At 64.9% G+C, this 19,733-nt stretch carries 15 protein-coding genes; 7 read left to right on the top strand and 8 right to left on the bottom strand.

Translation table 11 applies throughout. The annotated features are described in order from the left end of the window. The first annotated feature begins 240 nt into the window (after window positions 1–240). The 5 genes from ACE10X_RS02305 (at window position 241) to ACE10X_RS02285 (ending at window position 5,856) form a co-directional block, all read left to right on the top strand. Window positions 241–1,836: an ABC transporter substrate-binding protein gene (locus ACE10X_RS02305; protein WP_038387888.1), complete on the top strand. Its 1,596-nt coding sequence runs from the start codon at window positions 241–243 to the stop codon at window positions 1,834–1,836. A 90-nt stretch (window positions 1,837–1,926) separates the two neighbouring features. Then, on the top strand, window positions 1,927–2,874 hold the full coding sequence (locus ACE10X_RS02300; RefSeq protein ID WP_038387887.1) for an ABC transporter permease: 948 nt from the start codon (window positions 1,927–1,929) through the stop codon (window positions 2,872–2,874). A gap of 86 nt (window positions 2,875–2,960) precedes the next feature. Continuing rightward, entirely contained in the window at window positions 2,961–3,854 is an 894-nt protein-coding gene (locus ACE10X_RS02295) for an ABC transporter permease (RefSeq protein ID WP_028341495.1), read from the top strand. Beyond that, a complete protein-coding gene (locus ACE10X_RS02290) occupies window positions 3,854–4,867 on the top strand; it encodes an ABC transporter ATP-binding protein (protein WP_304557436.1) in 1,014 nt (337 codons plus the stop codon). Before ACE10X_RS02295 ends, ACE10X_RS02290 begins: the two co-directional genes overlap by 1 nt. After that, complete coding sequence (locus ACE10X_RS02285) at window positions 4,864–5,856, top strand: ABC transporter ATP-binding protein (RefSeq protein ID WP_375764009.1); 993 nt, start codon at window positions 4,864–4,866, stop codon at window positions 5,854–5,856. Before ACE10X_RS02290 ends, ACE10X_RS02285 begins: the two co-directional genes overlap by 4 nt. 145 nt (window positions 5,857–6,001) lie before the next feature. On the opposite strand, the gene ACE10X_RS02280 is transcribed toward ACE10X_RS02285, so the two are convergent. From ACE10X_RS02280 to ACE10X_RS02265, 4 genes are all read right to left on the bottom strand, one after another. Beyond that, a complete protein-coding gene (locus ACE10X_RS02280; protein ID WP_375764008.1) occupies window positions 6,002–7,981 on the bottom strand; it encodes an acetyl/propionyl/methylcrotonyl-CoA carboxylase subunit alpha in 1,980 nt (659 codons plus the stop codon). Beyond that, window positions 7,978–9,594 (bottom strand): acyl-CoA carboxylase subunit beta, encoded by a 1,617-nt coding sequence (locus ACE10X_RS02275; protein ID WP_038387881.1) that lies wholly within the window; start codon window positions 9,592–9,594, stop codon window positions 7,978–7,980. The genes ACE10X_RS02280 and ACE10X_RS02275 overlap by 4 nt, the downstream gene beginning before the upstream one ends. Next, the gene (locus ACE10X_RS02270; RefSeq protein ID WP_375764007.1) at window positions 9,594–11,192 is read right to left on the bottom strand and encodes an AMP-binding protein; all 1,599 of its coding nucleotides are present in this window, start codon (window positions 11,190–11,192) and stop codon (window positions 9,594–9,596) included. The genes ACE10X_RS02275 and ACE10X_RS02270 overlap by 1 nt, the downstream gene beginning before the upstream one ends. A gap of 141 nt (window positions 11,193–11,333) precedes the next feature. Then, window positions 11,334–12,200, bottom strand: a complete 867-nt coding sequence (locus ACE10X_RS02265; protein WP_038387879.1) for a 3-keto-5-aminohexanoate cleavage protein — start codon at window positions 12,198–12,200, stop codon at window positions 11,334–11,336. Window positions 12,201–12,414: 214 nt separating this feature from the next. On the opposite strand from ACE10X_RS02265, the gene ACE10X_RS02260 reads away from it, so the two are divergent. Beyond that, the gene (locus ACE10X_RS02260) at window positions 12,415–13,638 is read left to right on the top strand and encodes an ABC transporter substrate-binding protein (protein ID WP_375764006.1); all 1,224 of its coding nucleotides are present in this window, start codon (window positions 12,415–12,417) and stop codon (window positions 13,636–13,638) included. Window positions 13,639–13,777: 139 nt separating this feature from the next. Here ACE10X_RS02260 and ACE10X_RS02255 read toward each other — a convergent pair whose 3' ends face one another. The 4 genes from ACE10X_RS02255 to ACE10X_RS02240 all read right to left on the bottom strand — a co-directional run bounded on the left by ACE10X_RS02255 (window position 13,778) and on the right by ACE10X_RS02240 (window position 17,868). After that, window positions 13,778–14,608, bottom strand: a complete 831-nt coding sequence (locus tag ACE10X_RS02255; protein WP_375764005.1) for a helix-turn-helix domain-containing protein — start codon at window positions 14,606–14,608, stop codon at window positions 13,778–13,780. A 116-nt stretch (window positions 14,609–14,724) separates the two neighbouring features. Beyond that, entirely contained in the window at window positions 14,725–15,381 is a 657-nt protein-coding gene (locus ACE10X_RS02250; RefSeq protein ID WP_038387877.1) for a glutathione S-transferase family protein, read from the bottom strand. Beyond that, the gene (locus tag ACE10X_RS02245; RefSeq protein WP_375764004.1) at window positions 15,381–16,550 is read right to left on the bottom strand and encodes an acyl-CoA dehydrogenase family protein; all 1,170 of its coding nucleotides are present in this window, start codon (window positions 16,548–16,550) and stop codon (window positions 15,381–15,383) included. Before ACE10X_RS02245 ends, ACE10X_RS02250 begins: the two co-directional genes overlap by 1 nt. A 181-nt stretch (window positions 16,551–16,731) precedes the next feature. Then, window positions 16,732–17,868, bottom strand: a complete 1,137-nt coding sequence (locus ACE10X_RS02240; protein WP_375764003.1) for an acyl-CoA dehydrogenase family protein — start codon at window positions 17,866–17,868, stop codon at window positions 16,732–16,734. 215 nt (window positions 17,869–18,083) lie between these two features. Here ACE10X_RS02240 and ACE10X_RS02235 point away from each other — a divergent pair, with 215 nt between their 5' ends. Beyond that, window positions 18,084–19,625 carry a long-chain fatty acid--CoA ligase gene (locus ACE10X_RS02235; protein ID WP_375764002.1) on the top strand — a complete coding sequence of 514 codons (1,542 nt, stop codon included), beginning with the start codon at window positions 18,084–18,086 and terminating at the stop codon, window positions 19,623–19,625. Window positions 19,626–19,733 lie beyond the last annotated feature (108 nt).

Below are 19,733 nucleotides of genomic sequence, written 5' to 3'. Positions count from 1 at the left end.
GCGCTTCACGCCATACGCGTCGGCGTCGGCAACCGAATTCGAACGGAGATTCGCCGCTGCATAGCAAAACAACCCGGGTTCCCCGCAATCACAGGCATTATTCCCGATCCGCGGAAATTTTAATGTTGTGGGGTCATCCGAATTGCCAATCCCCACGCGATCCTCGCTGGTTGCCCGACAGCCTCACCGTGGTATCGTCGATGCCAATCGGCCATTGAGACCGAAATGTGGGAGGGGACCATGCGGAGCGTGCAAGCGCTGGCCGTCGCGGTGTTGTCTGTGCTGATCATCAGCGACGTTTCACGCGCAGCCGAGCCGAAACCGGGCGGCATCTTCAGGATCTATCACCGCGACAGTCCGGGCAGCGCCTCGATCCACGAGGGCGCGACCTACTCGCTGAACGTTCCGTTCATGCCGATCTTCAACAATCTCGTCATCTTCGACCAGCACATCGCCCAGAACAGCGCCAGCACGATCAGGCCCGAGCTTGCGGAGAGCTGGGCCTGGAGCGACGATAACAAGACGCTGACCTTCAAGCTGCGCAAGGACGTGAAATGGCACGACGGCAAGCCGTTCACCGCGGCCGACGTCAAATGCACCTTCGACATGCTGATGGGCAAGTCGCAGCAGAAGTTCCGGCAGAACCCGCGCAAGTCCTGGTACGAGCAAGTCGAAGAGGTCACGACCAACGGCGACTATGAGGCGTCGTTCAAGCTGAAGCGGCCGCAGCCGGCGCTATTATCGCTGCTCGCCTCGGGCTATTCGCCGGTCTATCCCTGCCATGTGTCGCCGGCCGAGATGCGCACCAAGCCGGTCGGCACCGGCCCGTTCAAGTTCGTCGAGTTCAAGGCCAACGAGTCGATCAAGCTCACCAAGAACCCGGACTACTTCAAGAAGGGCCTGCCTTATCTTGACGGTATCGAGTTCACCATCATCCCGAACCGCTCGACCGCGATCCTCGGCTTCGTCTCCGGAAAGTTCGACATGACGTTCCCGACCGAGGTCTCGATCCCGCTGCTCAAGGACGTCAAGTCGCAGGCGCCCAATGCGGTCTGTGTGGTGGAACCGAACAACGTCTCCACCAACATCATCATCAATTCGACCGCGCCGCCGTTCGACAATCTCGACATCCGCCGCGCGCTGGCGCTGGCGCTCGACCGCAAGGCGTTCATCCAGATCATGTTCGAGGGCCAGGGTGACATCGGCGGTACCATGGAGCCGGCACCGGACGGGCTGTGGGCGATGCCGAAGGACATGCTGGAGCAGATCCCCGGCTACGGTCCCGACATCGAGAAGAACCGCGAGGAGGCCCGCAAGCTGATGCAGAAGGCGGGCTATGGCCCGGACAAACACCTGCAGATCAAGGTCTCGACCCGCAACATCGCGGTCTATCGCGATCCCGCGATCATCCTGATCGACCAGATCAAGAGCATCTACATCGACGCCGAGCTCGACGTCGTCGACACCGCGCAATGGTTCCCGAAGATCGCCCGCAAGGACTACTCGCTCGGCCTCAACCTCACCGGCAATGCCGTCGACGAGCCCGACCAGTCGTTCTACGAGAACTATGCCTGCGGCTCGGAGCGGAACTACACCAATTATTGCAACAAGGAGATCGAGAAGCTGTTCGACCAGCAGTCGGAAGAGACCAATACCGACAAGCGCAAGAAGCTGGTCTGGGAGATCGACAAGAAGCTGCAGGAAGACGTCGCGCGTCCGATCATCTTCCATGCCCGCACCGGCACCTGCTGGCAGCCTTACGTGAAGAATGTCACGATCATGTCCAACAGCTCCTATAACGGCTATCGTTACGAAGACGTCTGGCTGGACAAGTAGGCGTAGCGTTTTCGAGCGAAGTGGATACCGGTTCGCGTCAAGAAACGCGCCGGAAGACAAGACACAGGCGGGATCAGGGAGAGAGCCAGGGTGTTTGCCTATATCGTGCGGCGGCTGTTCCTGATGCTCGTGACCCTGTTCGGGATCTCGGTCATCATCTTCGTGCTGCTGCGCGTCGTTCCCGGCAACATCGTCGACATCCTGTTCGACGCCGCGGGCTTCGTCGATCCCGCCGACAAGGCCAATCTCGAGCGCGAGCTCGGCCTGAGCCAGCCGATCGTGATCCAGTACCTGCACTGGATCGGCGGCCTGCTGCACGGCGATCTCGGCTATTCCTACGTCTCGGAAAAGCCGGCGCTGGAGGAAATCCTGCCGCGGATTCCGATCACGGCGCGGCTTGCCGGGCTGGCGCTATTGTTCTCCGCCTCAATCGGCATTCCGCTCGGTGTCATCAGCGCCGTCCACCAGGGCTCACGGCTTGATTATGCGCTGCGCGTCGTCAGCCTCAGCGGCCTGTCGCTGCCGTCATTCTGGCTCGGCCTGCTGATTTTGATGGCCTCGGTCTCGCTGTTCGGCACCATGCCGATCTTCAATCCGAACCCGAAAACCTGGATCGAGGCGCTGACCATCTATGCCGTGCCGGCGATGGCGGTCGGCTTCCGCAGCGCGGCGCTCACCATGCGCATCACCCGTTCCTCGATGCTGGAGATCCTGCGCCAGGACTATATCCGCACCGCGCGTGCCAAGGGCGCCTCCGAGGCCTCCGTGAACTATCACCACGCGCTGAAGAACGCAGTGCTGCCGGTCATCACCGTGATCGGCATCGAGGCCGCGTTCCTGATCGGCGGCCTGATCGTCACCGAGACCGTGTTCAACATCCCCGGCATCGCCCGCTTTCTGGTCGAGGCGCTGCGCTGGCGTGACTATCCGATCGTGCAGAACCTCGTGATGTTCATCGCCGTCGTGGTGGTGGTTGTGAACTTCATCGTCGACATGCTCTACGCAGCAATCGATCCACGTATCCGGTTCGGAGACTGAGCATGATCCGGAAAAGTGAGAACCGGTTTTCCTTGCGACAAACGCGAAGCGTTTGCGCTGAAATCATGCTCAACTAAAGAGGCCACGTGGCAACGATCAATTTCGACAGCGAATTGCGACGTGCCGGGGCCAACGCCACCGGCGGCTGGGGACGGTTTGCGTTCCTCGCGCAACGCCACGTGCTCGGCACGGTCGGCCTCGTCATCATGCTGCTGTTCGTGCTGACCGCGATCTTTGCCAACGTCATCAGCCGCTACGATCCGCTCAGCGTCGATTCCGCGCACCGGCTGGCTGCGCCGTCCGCGCTGCACTGGTTCGGCACCGACTCCTTCGGCCGCGACGTCTGGAGCCGCATCATCCATGGTGCGCGGATCTCGCTTGCGGTCGGCATCGGCTCGACGACGCTCGGCGCCACGCTCGGCGTGATCGTGGGCCTCGCCTCCGGCTATCTCTCCGGCTGGGTCGACCTCGTGTTCCAGCGCGTGACCGACATCCTCCAGTCGCTGCCGCTCTTGGTGCTCGCGCTCGTGATGACCGCGGCGCTCGGTCCCTCCCTGCCGAACGTGATCCTGGCGATCGCAATTCCCCTGATCCCGACGGTCGCGCGCGTGATCCGCGCCAACACGCTGGCGCTACGCGAGCAGCCGTTCGTGGAGGCCGCCAAATCGATCGGCATGAGCGAGACGCGGATCGCGTTGCGCCACGTGCTGCCCAACACCATCGCGCCGCTGATCGTGCTCGCCACCGCGCAGCTCGGCTCGACCATCCTGACCGAAGCGTCGCTGTCGTTCCTTGGCCTCGGCATCCCCGAGCCTTATCCGTCCTGGGGTCGCATGCTGTCCGAATCCGCCGCCGAATATGTCCGCACCGCGCCATGGCTGGTGATCTTCCCCGGCATTGCGATCAGCCTCGCGGTGTTCGGCACCAATCTGTTCGGCGACGCGTTGCGCGACATTCTCGATCCGAGGCAGCGCGGCTGATGAGCGAGGCCAAGACGCTCGATACGATTCTCGACGTGAAGAACCTGCAGACGGTGTTCTTCACCAACTCCGGCCTGTTCCGCGCGGTCGACGACGTCTCGTTCTCGGTCCGTCGCGGCGAGACGCTGGCGATCGTCGGCGAGTCCGGCTGCGGCAAGAGCGTCAGCGCGCTGTCGATCATGCGGCTGGTGCCAGATCCGCCCGGCCGCATCGTCGGCGGCTCGGTGACGCTCGAGGGCACCGATCTGCTGAAGCTCGACGATGCCGCGATGCGCGACATCAGGGGCAACCGCATCTCGATGATCTTCCAGGAGCCGATGACCTCGCTCAATCCGGTGATGCGGATCGGCGACCAGATCATCGAGGCGGTGCGCCTGCACCAGAAGGTCAGCAGCAAGGAGGCCTGGAAGCAGGCCGTCGACATGCTGCGGCTGGTGCGCATCCCGGAACCGGAGCGTCGCGCGCAGGAATATCCGCATCAGCTCTCCGGCGGCATGCGCCAGCGCGCCATGATCGCGATGGCCCTGGCGTGCCGGCCGGCGCTCCTGATCGCGGACGAACCGACCACGGCGCTCGACGTCACCATCCAGGCGCAGATCCTGGCGCTGATCGTCGATCTGCAAAAGCGGCTCGGCACCGGGCTGATCCTGATCACCCACGACCTCGGCGTCGTCGCGCAAACCGCGCAGCGCGTGATCGTGATGTATGCCGGCAAGAAGGTCGAGGAGGCGACGGTCGAAGCTTTGTTCGAGACGCCGCTGCATCCCTACACGCGCGGGCTGATGGCGTCGATGCCGGCGGTGATTGCGCTCGGCGCGAAGACCGATGCGCGGCTGACCGAAATCCCCGGCATGGTGCCGTCGCTGACCAAGCTGCCGCCCGGCTGCGCCTTCGCGCCGCGCTGCAAGCTGGCAGTCGACCGCTGCCGTCAGGAACATCCGCCGCTCGACGAGATCAAGAGCAATCACTGGGCCGCGTGCTGGCGCGCCGGCGAGATTGCGGAGGCGTCATGACCGAACAGCGCCCGCTCCTCGAGGTGACCGACCTCGTCAAGCACTACGCGGTGCGCGGCGGTGTGCTGCGCCGTCAGGTCGGCACCGTGCATGCGGTCGACGGCGTCAGCTTCGCGCTCGGCGCCGGCGAGACGCTCGGGCTGGTCGGCGAATCCGGCTGCGGCAAGTCGACGGTGGCGCGCACCGTGCTGCGGCTGGTCGAGCCGACCAGCGGCGCCATCAAGCTGGATGGCGAGGACATCGCGCCGCTCAGCAAGACGGCGCTGCGGCCGTACCGGCGCTCGATGCAGATCGTGTTCCAGGATCCGTTCGCCTCGCTCAACCCGCGCATGACGGCCGGCGACATCGTCGGCGAGCCCCTCACCGTGCATGGCCTTGCCACTGGCGCGAAGAAGCAGGAGCGTGTCGCGGAGCTGTTCCAGCAGGTCGGCCTGCGGCCCGACCAGATGAAGAATTTCCCGCACCAGTTCTCCGGCGGCCAGCGCCAGCGCATCTGCATCGCGCGTGCGCTGTCGCTCGGGCCGCGGCTGATCGTCTGCGACGAGCCGGTCTCCGCGCTCGACGTCTCGATCCAGGCGCAGGTGATCAATCTGCTGATCGACCTGCAGCGCCAGCAGAACTTCTCCTATCTGTTCATCGCGCACGATCTCGCTGTTGTCGCCCATATCAGCCACCGCGTCGCGGTGATGTATCTCGGCCGCATTGTCGAGATCGCCGACAAGCACGAGCTGTTCGCCAATCCGCGCCACCCCTACACCCAGGCACTGCTCGCCTCGGTGCCGATCGCCGATCCGAAGGCGAAACGCACCGCCCCCCTGATCGACGGCGATGTCCCGAGCCCGATCAATCCACCTTCAGGCTGCGCCTTCCACACCCGCTGCCGCTACGCGATGGATCGCTGCAAGACCGAACGCCCGGTGCTGCAGGGGGCCGGCCCGGCGCATCAGGTCGCCTGCTGGCTGAATGACGGCACGGGGCGCGAGCAATGACTCCCCTGTCGTCCCTGCGAAAGCAGGGACCCATAACCACAAATGCTCGCTGTTGCGCCGCGCTGTGGCCCCAGCCTTTTTTGAATCACCACGTCCTGTGGTTATGGGTCCCGGGTCGCGCTCCGCTTGCCCGGGACGACGGCGGTTAGGCGACAGCCTCGATCTCCACCACGATCTTCCCCGTCGTCACCTGCTCGCCCTCGGCGACATCGATCGACGACACCGTGCCCGCGACGCCGGCGGTGTGGACGTGCTCCATCTTCATCGCTTCCAGCGTCATCACCGGCTGGCCGGCCGCGACCTTGTCGCCCGGCTTCACCAGCACCGCGACGACCCGGCCGTTCATGGCGGCGCGGACCTTGCCGTCACCGCCGGCCGCCGTCGCGCTCTCCGGCGGCGCCAGCGTGAGATCGCACACCGACAGCGTGACGCCGCGATGCAGGATGTAGAGCCGGTCGCCATCGTGCAGGAATTGGGCATGCTCCATCACCCCATCGTGGTGGAAGCGGATGCTGTCCTGGCTGAGCTCGTCGATCACGAAGCTGAAGCGATCGCCGTTGCGGGTCGCGATATAGCTGCCGTCGCGCTCGCGGACAATCTCGATCTCCTGCACGCCGTGGCCGAGATCGATCCGCAGGCCGAGCGGGAATGTCGCTGCGAGCGACCGGCCGCGCTGCCATGGCGGGGCGTGCGGATTGGTGACGTAGAGCAGCAGCGCCGCAAGCGCGAGGTCGCTGCCGCGATCCGGCCGCGGCGCCAACAGCGCGTCGCGGTTGTCGCCGATGAAGGCCGTGGTCGCCTCGCCCCTGGCAAAGACCGGATGGCGCAGGCAATCGATCAGGAAGCCTTGGTTGGTGGTGACGCCGAAGGCCGTGACCTGCTCCAGGGCGCAGATCAGCTTGCCGCGCGCTTCATCGCGGGTCGCGCCGCGGCTGATGACCTTGGCAATCATCGAATCATAGAACGGCGGAATCTCCGATCCGGACTGCAGCGCATGCTCGACGCGGATACCATCTGGCATCTGCCACCGCGCCATCGTGCCGGATTGCGGCATGAAATCATGCGCGGCATCTTCCGAGCAGAGCCGCACCTCGATGGCATGTCCGGAGAACTTGACGTCCTGCTGGGTCAAGCCGAGCGGCGCACCACCGGCGACGCGCAGCTGCAATTCGACCAGATCGAGCCCGGTGATCGCCTCCGTGACGGGATGCTCGACCTGCAGCCGCGTGTTCATCTCCATGAAGTAGAAATTGCCGGCGCGATCGAGCAGGAATTCCAGCGTGCCCGCACCCTCGTAGCCGATCGCCTTGACCGCCTGCACCGCGACCGCGCCCATCCGCGCGCGCAGTTCCGGCGTCACCGCGGGCGACGGCGCCTCCTCGACTAGCTTCTGGTGCCGCCGCTGCACCGAGCAATCGCGCTCGCCGAGATGGATGGCGTTGCCGTGGCGGTCGCCGAACACCTGGATCTCGATGTGGCGGGGATTGACGATCGCGCGCTCCAGAATGACGGTCGGATCGCCGAACGCGCCCTGCGCCTCCGACCGCGCGCTGCGCAGCGCGTCGGGAAATGCCGCCGCATCGGCGACCAGCCGCATGCCGCGGCCGCCGCCGCCGGCGACCGCCTTGATCATGACCGGAAAACCAATGGTCCTGGCTTCCGCCAGCATCACGGCATCGCTCTGGTCGGCACCCTGATAGCCAGGCACGCAGGGCGCGCCGGCCCGCTGCATGATCTCCTTGGCGCCGGCCTTGTTGCCCATCGCAAGGATCGCTTCCGGCGACGGACCGATGAACACCAGACCCGCATCGCGGCAGGCCTGCGCAAAATCCTCATTCTCGGCGAGGAAACCATAGCCGGGATGCACCGCGCCGGCGCCGCTCGCCTTGGCCGCGGCGATGATCGCGTCGATCTTCAGATAGGATTGCGCCGGCAGCGCCTCGCCGATTCGCACCGCCTGGTCGGCCTCGCGCACATGCAGCGCATCGCGGTCGGCGTCCGAATAGACCGCGACGACGCCATGGCCGAGCCGCCGTGCCGATCGCATGATGCGCAGCGCGATCTCGCCGCGGTTGGCGATCAGGATGTTGAAGAACGGCGTCCGCTTCACGATTGCCCCGCTCATGGCCGCGCCACCGAGAACTGCATGCGCTGCGGGCTGCGGACCTCGGCCTCGCGGCAGATCGAGAGCACCTCTGACAGCACCGTCCGCGTGTCGCGCGGATCGATCACGCCGTCGTCGAGCACGCGGGCGCTGGTCGAGAACACGTCCATCTGGCTGTCGAATACGCCGGTGATCTGCGCCTTCATCGCGTCGAGCTTCTCCTTCTCGATCGGCTTGCCGCGCCGCGCGGCGGCAGCTTCGGTGACGATCGCCATGGTTTCCGCGGCCTGCTCGCCGCCCATCACGGCGGTCTTGGCGTTGGGCCAGGAGAAGCAAAAGCGCGGGTGGAAACCGCGACCGCACATGCCGTAATTGCCGGCGCCGAACGAGGCGCCGCAATACAGCGTGATCTGCGGCACGGTCGCCGAGGTCACCGCCTGGATCATCTTCGAACCGTGCTTGATCATGCCGGCCTCTTCATAGGCCCGGCCCACCATGTAGCCGGTGGTGTTGTTCATGTAGAGGATCGGCGTGCGCGACTGGCAGCAGGCCTGGATGAAATGTGTCGCCTTGTTGGCGCCGGGCACGTCGAGCGGGCCGTTATTGGTGATGATGCCGATCGCTTGGCCCTGGATACGGGCATGGCCGCAGACCGTCGCCGGACCGTAATTGGCGCCGAATTCGGTGAAGTCGGAATCGTCGATGAAGCGCGCGATCGCCTGGCGCATGTCGACGGGGCGCTTGTGGTCCATCGGCATGATGCCGAGCAGTTCCTCGGCATCGTAGCGTGGCGGCTTGAACGCGGCCGGTTCGCGGTCCGGACGATCCCAAGGCAGCTTGGCCATGATGTCGCGCGCGATGCGCAGTGCATCGCGGTCGTCCTCGGCGAGATAATCGCCAAGGCCCGAAATCGAGGTGTGCATCTCGGCGCCGCCGAGTTCCTCCTCGGTCGCGATCTCGCCGGTGGCGGCCTTGAGCAGAGGCGGCCCGGCGAGGAAGGCGCGGGTGCGGCCGCGCACCATCACGATGTAGTCGGACAGGCCCGTCTGGTAGGCGCCGCCCGCGGTCGAGGAGCCGTGGGTGACGGTGACGACAGGAAGCCCCGCCGCCGACAGCCGCGCCAGGTTGCGGAAGATGTTGCCGCCACGGACGAAGTCCTCGACGCGGTAGCGTAGCAGGTTGGCGCCGGCGCTTTCGACCAGCTGCACATAGGGCAGCTTGTTCTCCAGCGCGAGTTCCTGCACCCGCAGCGTCTTGTCGAGGCCGTAAGGCTGCAATGCACCCGCGTCGATGCCGGCATCATTGGCGCTGACCATGCAGCGGATGCCGGAGACGAAGCCGATGCCGGCGACCAGTCCGCCGCCGGGCACGCTCTTGTCCGCATCCGCCACGTCGAACATGTAGCCGGCGAGCGTCGACAGTTCGAGGAAGGGAGAGCCGGGATCGAGCACCAGCGCGACGCGTTCGCGCGGCAACAGCTGGCCGCGCTTGTGGAAGCGGTCCTTGGCCGCGGCGGAGGCCGCGCGCGTCCGCTCCTCCAGGGCGCGCATCCGGGCGATCAGCGCCAGCATGCCGTCGCGATTGCCCTGGAAGGCGGCGCTGCCGGTGGAAATCGTGTTCTCGATGATGGCCACTAGGCGCGCTCCACAAAATGCCCGCTGTATTGCTGCCGCAACTCGACCTTGCGCAGCTTGCCGGTCGCGGTCATCGGCATCTCCTCGAGGATACACACGAGCTTCGGCACCTGGAAGCCGCCGAGGTGCTTTCTGCAATGCGCCTCGATGCCGGCCTCGTCAGCCGCCGCGCCGGGCTTCAGCTTGACGAAGGCGGAGACCGCCTCGCCCCATTGCGGATGCGGCAGGCCGACCACGGCGGCGTTCTGCACGGCGGGGTGCGCCAGCAACGTCTCCTCGATCTTGACGGAGGCAACGTTCTCGCCGCCCGACTTGATCATATCCTTCTTGCGGTCGAGGAACAGCACCTCGCCATTGCCGTCGATCAAAGCAAGATCGCCGGTATGGTGCCAGCCGAACTTGCGCGCCTCCTCGGTCGATTTGGGGTCCTTGTAGTAGCCCATCATCACATTGGGCCCGCGATGCACGAGCTCGCCGATCTCGCCGCGCGGCAGCAGGTTGCCATTGTCGTCCATGATCGCGGTCTCGTTGACGATCAGCGATTCGCCCCAGTAATTGCCGAAGCGATCGAGCTGCACCTCCGGGCGGGACATCGTCGTCGCCGGATACATCTCGGTCTGGCCGCTGGACAGCACGAAGTTCGGACAGAGATCGGCCATGGCGCGCTCGAGCAGCGGCTTGCCCATCGGCGCCATGGTGTAGATGCAGCAGCGCAGGCCCGACAGGTCGTAGTCGCGCCGGCGCGGATGGTCGAGAATCGCCTGGTACATCAAGGACAGGCCGACGAACACGGTGAGCTTATCGCGAACGATCGCCTCCATGCAGGCAACCGGATCGAAGCCGCGCATCAGCGCCATGCGGCCGCCGACCGAGAGATAGCTGAGCAGCAGCACGTGGCCGGCGCAGTGGAACAGCGGAAACTGCCCGGTGATCCCGTCATCGCGCGAGAGCTGCATCTCGATGCAGTTGCTCATCACGGCCATGACAACGGCGAGGTGGCAATGCATCGCGCCCTTTGACCGCGAGGTCGTGCCTGACGTATAGATGATCATCGCGAGGTCGCGGTCATTGATCTCGATGTCAGGCTCGATATCGGACTGTCCTTCCAGCAGACCGTTGAACTCCTGCAATCCGGTCTTGCCGGCATTGCCGGTCAGGTCGATCGCGATCATCTCCATGCCGCGCGCTTCCAGCGCGGCGCGGCGGTCGGCCTGGGCATGAAGCGCGTCGTGGATGACGGCGAAACGCACCTCGGCATGGCCGAGGATGTAGTCCATGTCAGACGGTCCGAGCATGGTGTTGATCGGCACCCAGACCAGGCCGGCGCGGTGAATGCCGAACAACGCTTTGACGAACTCGACCGAGTTGTTGCAGACGGTCGAGATCTTTTCGCCCGGCTTCAGCCCGCGCTGCACCAGATGATTGGCGAAGCGATTGGCGTCGCGCTCGAGTTCGGTGAAAGTGACCTGCCGGTTGCCATCGGTCAGCGCGATGCGATCCGGGAACCGCCGCGCGGCGCGCTTCAACAGATCGCCGATCGCGACCCGGCCGATACGACCTGGCCCGGTGACACCGCCGGTTGCTGCGAGATTGTGCATGTATGTCCTCCTGCCTCATCATTGCGAGGAGCCCGCGACAAAATTGCAAAGCAATTTTGCGCTGAAGCGACGAAGCAATCCATACTTTCCAAACGGCAAGATGGATTGCTTCGCTGCGCTCGCATTGACGGCTGGCGCGGCCTAGTGCCTGACCCCGAAAATCTGCCGCGCTTCCGCGGGGCTTGCGATCTCGCGGCCGGCGCGGCGCGCGCAGGCGGCGAGCCCTTCGACGAGCTGCCCGTTCGACGTCACCTTGGTGCCGTCGCCGAGATAGAACGTATCCTCGAGTCCGCTGCGCAGATGGCCGCCGAGATCGGCGGCGCGCTGGTGCAGCGGCCAGATCTCGGCGCGGCCGATCGCGGTGACCTGCCAATGCGCCTCCGGCGCCTTCAGCTTCAAGAGGATCGGCAACAGCTCCGGATCGGCCGGCATGCCCGAGGCAACGCCCATGACGAAATTGTATTCGAGCGGCCCGGAATACATCCCGGTCTGCCGGTACATACCGACGCAGCGCACGATGCCGACATCGAAGCACTCGAATTCGGGGATGGTGCCGGCCGCCTTCATCACATCGAGATAGTCCTGCACCTTCTCGACGGCGTTATCGAACATCATGGGCGGCCAGGCCCAGGTGTTGTCGGCCTTCACCTTGAGATAATTCAGCGAGCCGGCATTGCAGGCGGCGATCTCGGGCCTGGTCTCGCGCACGCAATCGAGCGCGCCCTGGTAGTTCGGGCCGGAGGTGCCGGTGGTGTGGTTGATGATCACGCCGGGGCAGGCCTCGCGGATCGCCTGCTGGATTTCCTTGCTGACGCCAACCTCCCACGACGGCAGATGGCCCCTGTTCGGCTCCTGCTGCCGCAGATGGATGTGCATGATGCTGGCGCCGGCGTTGAACGCGGCCTTGGCCTCGCGCGCCATCTCTTCCGGCGTCACCGGAACGTTGTGCTGCTTCGGGTCGGTAAGCACGCCGTTCAGCGCGCAGGTGATGACGGCCTTGTCGCTCATGGGTCTCTTGTCCGCTTTGCGGCGCACATGCGCTGCTGATCGCCCCATGATGAGAACTTTGTCGTCGCGTCATCTTGCGTTGACTGGCTAAGTGGATGCGCTCACGACGCAATCCGTCGCCAGCCGGTTAACACAAGACGCGACGCCCGCATCACGCCTAACCTTGCCGCCAAGCAGAAGCGGCGCAACAAGCCGGCATCACGGGGAGAACGTTATGGTCTCGATCAACCGGCGCACATGGCTTACCGGCGCGGCAGGCGCGGGAGTTGCCGCGGTCGCGGGGCTTAAGCCTTCGTTGGCCGAGGACACGCCCGGCGTCACCGCAATCGAGATCAGGATCGGCAGCACCACCTCCCTGAGCGGCCCGGTATCCGCGCTCGGCGTGCAGGCGCGCTGCCAGGAAGCCTATTTCAAGATGCTGAACGAGCAGGGCGGCATCGCCGGCCGGCAGATCAAATACATCTACTACGACGACGCGTTCAATCCGGCGAAGACGGTCGAGCAGGTGCGCCGCCTGATCGAAAGCGACAATGTCGCCTTCCTGTTCAACATGCTCGGCACCGCGCCGAACTCGTCGGTCGTCAAATACATCAACGCCGCCAAGGTGCCGCACCTGTTCCTGTCGGTGAACGGCGACAAATGGGGCGACTACAAGACCTATCCCTGGACCATGGGCTTTGCGCCGAGTGCGCGGACCGAGGCGCAGGTGTTCGTCAAATACGCGCTGAGCCAGAACAAGAACGCGAAATTCGCGGTGCTCTACCAGAACGACGACCTCGGCAAGGACTTCGTCGCCGGGGCCAAGGACGTGCTCGGCGAGCGGTTCGCGACCGCAGCCGTGGTGGCCTCGCACGAGGTCACCGATCCCACGATCGATTCCCAGATCGTGGCGCTGCGCGGCGCCAATCCCGATGTGCTGATCTCGGGCACCACGGCAAAGTTCTGCGCGCAGTCGATTCGCAAGATCTATGAGCTCGGCTGGAAGCCGATGCACTTCATCGCCAGCGGCGCCGCCTCGATCTCATCGACCATTGCGCCTGTCGGCCTCGACAAGTCGCAGGGCACGATCTCGTCGGCCTATGTCAAGGACGTCGCCGACCCCGCCTGGGCCAATGACCCCGGCGTGAAGAACTTCCTCGCCTTCATGGAAAAGTACTTCCCCGACGGCAATCCGAAGGAGGGCTACAACCTCTACGCCTACACGGTGGCGCAGGTGCTGAAAATCGTGCTCGAGCAATGCAAGGGCAATTTCAGCCGCGACAACATCATGGCGCAGGCCAACAACCTGAAGGACGTCGAGGTCCCGACGCTGCTGCCCGGCATCCGCGTCAACACCAGCCCGACCAATCATCACCCCTTGCAGCAGCTTCAGCTGCAACGGATCGAAGGGCCCGGCTGGCTGCGGTTCGGCGAGGTGATCCAGGGCGCGAATTTGTGAGGCGGAGAATCCCAGGTGTCGTCCCGGCGAAAGCCGGGACCCATACCGCGTGATCTATTTGTGATGCGGGATGGCAGCGGCCTTTTGAAAACAATAACCGGTCGTGGTTATGGGTCCCGGCTTTCGCCGGGACGACAGTCTACGTCAACGCGCGCTCGGTCGCGGCCTGCCCGGTGCGGTAGATCGCAAGATCCCGCGAGCCGGAGAAGATCGCGCGCGGCTTCAAGCCATAGAAGCGGCGGATCGAATGGCTGAAATGCGTCGAGTCGGGATAGCCGATATCCTGCGCGAGATGCGCGAGGTTGATGTCCTGGTTGGCGAAGTGCAGCAGATGCCGCGCGCGCTTCCAGGCGCGGAAGGAGCGGAACGAGATCCCGGTCTCCTCCTTGAACAGATGCAGGAAGCGCGAGGGCGATAGCCCGGCCTCGGCGGCGCAGCCTGCCGCGGTCACCGGCTCGCCGGAGAACTGCCCGATGCGGCCGATCGCGCGCACGACACGCGGATCGAGCACGCGCTGCGGCAGCGCGTCGCCGAAGCACATGGTGTCGAACTCGGCATTCGCGATCGCATCGCGATGCTGCATCTCGGCGAGCGTCGCATAGGCGTTGCGAATCCGGTTCGCGAACAGATGAGAGTCCGGTCCTTGCAAACGGCGGGCGACCGCCTCAAGCGTGCCGTCGGGCACACTCTCCGGCTCGATCGCGACGCAGATCGCCGAGCGATATTCGCTGGTGATGGTGTGGCGCAGGTTCGGCATCGTCACCGCGAGTTCGCCATGCGACTCGCGGCCTTCGCTGGTCGACAGATGCAGCCCGTCGCGGATCGCGACATAAACATGGAATGCGCCGGGACAGCGCTCGCGCGGGCGTCCGAGCAGCCCGGCATAGAACACCCGTTCCGGCGTAATCAGCATCCGGTGACCGGATTGCTGGCTGGAGCTCTGGCACTTCGCGTCCACGATCGCGTCCATGGCGGTTCCTCCTCGCGCGGCTCTTTGGGCCGCTGCGGCGGAGCTACCATAACGCAAATTCGCAAGCTGTCACCGATCTGCTGGATCAATTCCGGGACACATTGCCTTCGGCGAGATCAAGGCCGCGCCCGCGGCGCAACGTTCTGTTCTTGCCCGGCTTTTTGCTCCGCCGCTACCGCGCGCATGTAGCCGTCGCGCTTCTGCAGCCGCGCCCAATAGGCCGCGACATTCGGCCCGAAATCCTTGGCGAGGCCGATATTGCTGGCAAGCCGCAGCGCATAACCGTTCGTAATGTCGGCCGCCGTGAAGCGTTCCGCGCAGAGGAATTCCGACTTCGCGGCGGCGGCTTCCACTGCACGCAGCCGGCCCAGGAACCATTTTGCATAATCACCCGAGACCTGCGGGTTGCGCCGCTCCTCCGGCTCGAGCTGGCTGTAGCGGAGCACCAGCGTCTGCGGAAAGGTCAGCGTCGCGTCGGAAAAATACATCCAGTTCAGGAACGCGCCATAGGCCGGCTCGTCAACGCCGACAACCAGCGGCGTCGGACCGTATTTGGTGCCGAGGTAATGGCAGATACCTGACGACTCCGTCATCCTGGTTTCGCCATCGATCATGAACGGGATGGTGCCGAGCGGATTGATGCCGAGATATTCCTTGGCGAACACCCGCGGCGGGAACGGCAGCATCTTCAGCTCATAGGCAAGCCCGAGCTCCTCCAGCATCCACAGCGGACGGAACGAGCGCGCGGCGTCGCAGTGATAGAGCGTGATCATCAGGCGTTTCCCTTTTGCTTCAGGCCAGGCAGCGTGCCCATCATCTTGCACAATACCATGAGCATCACCTCGTCGGCGCCGCCGCCGATCGAGGTCAGGCGGCTGTCGCGATAGGCGCGGCTGACCGGCGTCTCGTTGGTGAAACCCATGCCGCCCCAATATTGCAGGCAGGCATCGGTGAGCTCGCGGCCGAGCCGGCCGGCCTTCAGCTTGGCCATGGTCGCGAGCCGGGTCACGTCCTCGCCTGCCACCAGCGCCTCGCCGGCACGATAGATCAGCGAGCGCAGCAGCTCGACCTCGGTCTGCATTTCCGCGAGCTTGAAGTGCACCACCTGATTGTCGAGGATCGAGCCGCCGAACGCCTTGCGGTTGCGAGTGTAGTCGATGGTCTCGTTGATGATGAATTCATGCGCCTTCAGGCAGGCGGCGGCGCCCCACAGCCGCTCTTCCTGGAACTGGATCATCTGGTAGGTGAAGCCCTGGCCCTCCTCGCCGATCCGGTTGCGCTTCGGCACCCGGACATTGTCGAAGAAGATCTGGGCGGTGTCGGACGAACGCATGCCGAGCTTGTCGAGCTTGCGCGCGACCTGCACGCCCCTCGTCTTCATCGGCACGCAGATCAGCGACTTGTTGCGGTGGACCTGACCGTCGCTGGTGTTGGCGAGCAGGCAGATCCAGTCGGCCTGGGTGCCGTTGGTGATCCACATCTTGCCGCCATTGATGACGTAGTCGTTGCCGTCGGAACGCGCATTGGTCTTGATCGAGGCGACGTCGGAGCCGGCACCGGGCTCGGAGACGCCGATGCAGGCGACCTGATCGCCGGCGATCGCAGGCACCAGGAATTCGCGCCGCACCTCGTCGGAGCCGAACCGCGCCAGCGCCGGCGTCGCCATGTCGGTCTGCACCCCGATCGCCATCGGCACGCCGCCGCAGGTGATGGCCCCCAGCTCCTCGGCCATCATCAGCGCGTAGGAATAATCCAGCCCCTGACCACCGAACTCGACCGGCTTGTTGAGCCCGAGGAAGCCGAGATCGCCGAGCTTCTTGAACAGCTCATGCGCCGGGAAGATGTCGGCCTTCTCCCATTCGTCGACATGAGGATTGATCTCGGCCGCGATGAACTTTTGTAGAGCGTGGCGCGGTTCGTCGTGGTCGGCGGTGAAGAGCATGTTGATCTCGCGTTTCCTCGTCTCTTTCCTCACCTCCCCCGGAAAGGGGTCGGCACGCTCGGCTATGCCGAGCGGGCCGGGTGGGGGTCAAACTAGCAGTCGGACTCGCGGCGTGACCCCCACCCTGCCCTCCCCCTTTCAGGGGGAGGGTGTTCCTCGCTCGCAGCCCTATCCAGCGCGTTCACAATCCCATCTGCCGGCTCGCGAGATCCTTCATGATCTCCTCCGTGCCTCCGCCGATCGCGTTGACCTTGACCTCGCGGTAGATGCGCTCGACCTTGACGCCGCGCATGAAGCCGGCGCCGCCGAAGATCTGCACCGCCTCGGAGGCGCAGTGCGCCATGGTCTGCGTCGCCTGGTTCTTCATCATGCAGATCTCGGCGACCGGGCTTTCGCCCTGGCCGAGCCGCCATGCCAGCATTTCCAGCATCGCCTGCGAGGCCGCGACCTTCTGCGCCATGTCGACGATCTTGTGCCTGATCACCTGGTGCTGGGCGATCGGCTTGCCGAACGTCTTGCGCTCCTTGGCATAGGCGATCGCCTCGTCGAGGCAGACGCGCGCATAGGCGGTGCAGCTCGCCGCCATGCCCATGCGCTCGCTGTTGAAGTTCTGCATGATGATCTTGAAGCCCTGGCCTTCCTCGCCGATCAGGTTCTCGACCGGCACCCGGCATTCGTCGAAATGAAGTGTCGCGGTATCCGACGCCCACCAGCCCATCTTCTTCAGATTGGTGCGGGACAGGCCCGGCGTATTGCCTTCGATCAACAGCAGGCTGACGCCGCCGGGGCCCTCGCCGCCGGTACGCACCGCGACCGTCAGATAGTCGGCCCGCATGCCCGAGGTGATGAAGGTCTTCTCGCCGGAGACGACATAATGATCGCCGTCGCGCCGCGCCTTGGTGCGCAAATTGGCGACATCGGAGCCGCCGCTCGGCTCGGTGATCGCGAGCGCGGAGATCTTCTTGCCCGCGAGCACCTCCGGCAGCACCCGCGCCTTGACCTCGGGCCGCGCGGCGCGCGCGATCGGCGGCGAGCCGATGGTGTGGCTCATCAGGCTCGAGGAGACGCCGCCGGCGCCGGCCCGCGCCAGTTCCTGCGAAGCCACGATCTTCATGAACTGGTCGGCAGCGATGCCGCCATATTCTTCCGGGAAACCAAGACCGAGCAGCCCGATGGCGGATGCCTTGGCATAGAGCTCGCGCGGAAACTCGCCGTCTTCGTCCCATTGATGGGCATAAGGCTCGATTTCCCTGGCAACAAAGCGCCGCATCACCTCGCGAAAGGCCTCATGCTCGCCGGTGTAGAACGGGTTTGCCATCCGCGTGCTCCGTTGATTCTTCCCTCCGACGATGTCCGGATTTCTCCCGGTTCACTTGCGTCGAGTGGCTGCCATCGGTGCCGACGCCCGGTCCGGCGATTTGTCAGCCACTAAACGCAAGACAGTATCCTTATACGCCGCCTCCACTGCCATTTCATGGCATCAATCGAACCAGGAACAGGCGGCGCAAGACTGCCGTTCCGGAGGAGGGAAATTTGCCGGTTCGTTATTACGACTGGATCGCGCATCATCGCCGGCGCACGCCGGACAAGATGGCGCTTGTCGATCTCGCCAGCGATCGCCGCTTCAGCTATGCGGAGCTCGACGCCCGCGTGTCGCGGCTCGCCGCCTGGCTGCGCGACGGGCTCAAGGTCGCCCGTGGCGACCGCGTCGCGGTACTGGCGCTGAACACGACTGATACGCTGGAGGTGCAGTTCGCCTGCTTCCGGATCGGCGCGATCTTCCTGCCGCTCAACACGCGCCTCACCGTTCCCGAGCTGCGCTACATCACCGGTGACGCCGCGCCGAAGGTGATGGTCCACGACGACGACCTCGCCGAGACTGCGCTTGCGGTGGCAAAGCTCTGCAATGTCGCCGCGACCGTGAGGCTCGGCCCCGGCTCCGCCTATGAGGCCGGCATTGCCGCAGCCACGCCGCTCGAACGGTTCGAGGAGGTCATGCTCGATGACATCTCGACCATCATGTACACCTCGGGGACGACGGGCCAGCCCAAGGGCGCGATCATCACGCATGGGATGACGTTCTGGAATTGCGTCAATCTCGGCGGCCCCGCCTACATCTCGCCGGCCTCGGTGCTGCTGACGGTGCTGCCGCTGTTTCACACCGGCGGGCTGAATTGCTACACCAACCCCGTGCTGCATGCCGGCGGCACTGTGCTGATCATGCGCGCCTTCGATCCCGGCGAGGCACTGAAGCTGATCGGCGATCCCTTGCAGGGCATCAACGTATTCTTCGGCGTGCCCGCGATCTACCAGTTCATGGCGCAGCATCCGGCCTTCGCATCAGCGGATTTCAGCCGCCTCGTCATTGGCGGCGTCGGCGGCGCGCCGATGCCGGTGCCGCTGCTCAAGACCTGGGAGGCGCGCGGCGTGGCGCTGCAGCAGGGCTACGGCATGACCGAGACCTCGCCGGCGGTGATGGTGCTCGACCGCGAGGATGCCGCGCGCAAGGCCGGCTCGTCCGGCAAGCCGGTGCTGCACACCGAGGTCCGCATCGTGCGGCCCGACGGCAGCGACGCCGCGGTCGGCGAGCTCGGCGAACTCTGGGTCAAGGGTCCGAACATCACGCCGGGCTACTGGAACAGGCCGGACGCCAATGCCTCCTCCTTCACCGACGGCTGGCTGCACACCGGCGACGCCACGCGGATCGACGAGGAAGGCTTCTACTACATCGTCGACCGCTGGAAGGACATGTACATCTCGGGCGGCGAGAACGTCTATCCGGCCGAGGTCGAGAGCGTGCTGCATCAATTGGCCGCCGTCGCCGAGGCCGCTGTCATCGGCATCCCCGACGAGCAATGGGGCGAAGTCGGCATGGCAATCATTGCCGTAAAGCCAAGCCATTCGCTGACCCCGGCCGAGGTCCACGCGCATTGCCAGACCAATCTGGCGCGGTTCAAATGCCCGCGTCTGATCGAATTCATCGAGGTCCTGCCGCGGAACGCGACAGGCAAAATTCATAAGCCGACGCTCCGGCAACAATTCAGCCGGCCGAAGCCAACCGATACCGCGGCGTGAGTCAAACGCGCGCCGCGCGTTCCGGATTTCGCCGCGACAAGGATTACCCCGTTGCCGTCTGCCGGGACCGGCTGCGGGTTCGTTGCGTAAGTCCCCAACCAAAATCAA

It is taken from the genome of Bradyrhizobium sp. Pha-3, assembly GCF_042258325.1.
Classification (GTDB): Bacteria; Pseudomonadota; Alphaproteobacteria; order Rhizobiales; family Xanthobacteraceae; genus Bradyrhizobium; species Bradyrhizobium elkanii.
Note: the sequence above shows the minus strand (reverse complement) of the source record. Positions and strands in the feature narration are given on the sequence as shown.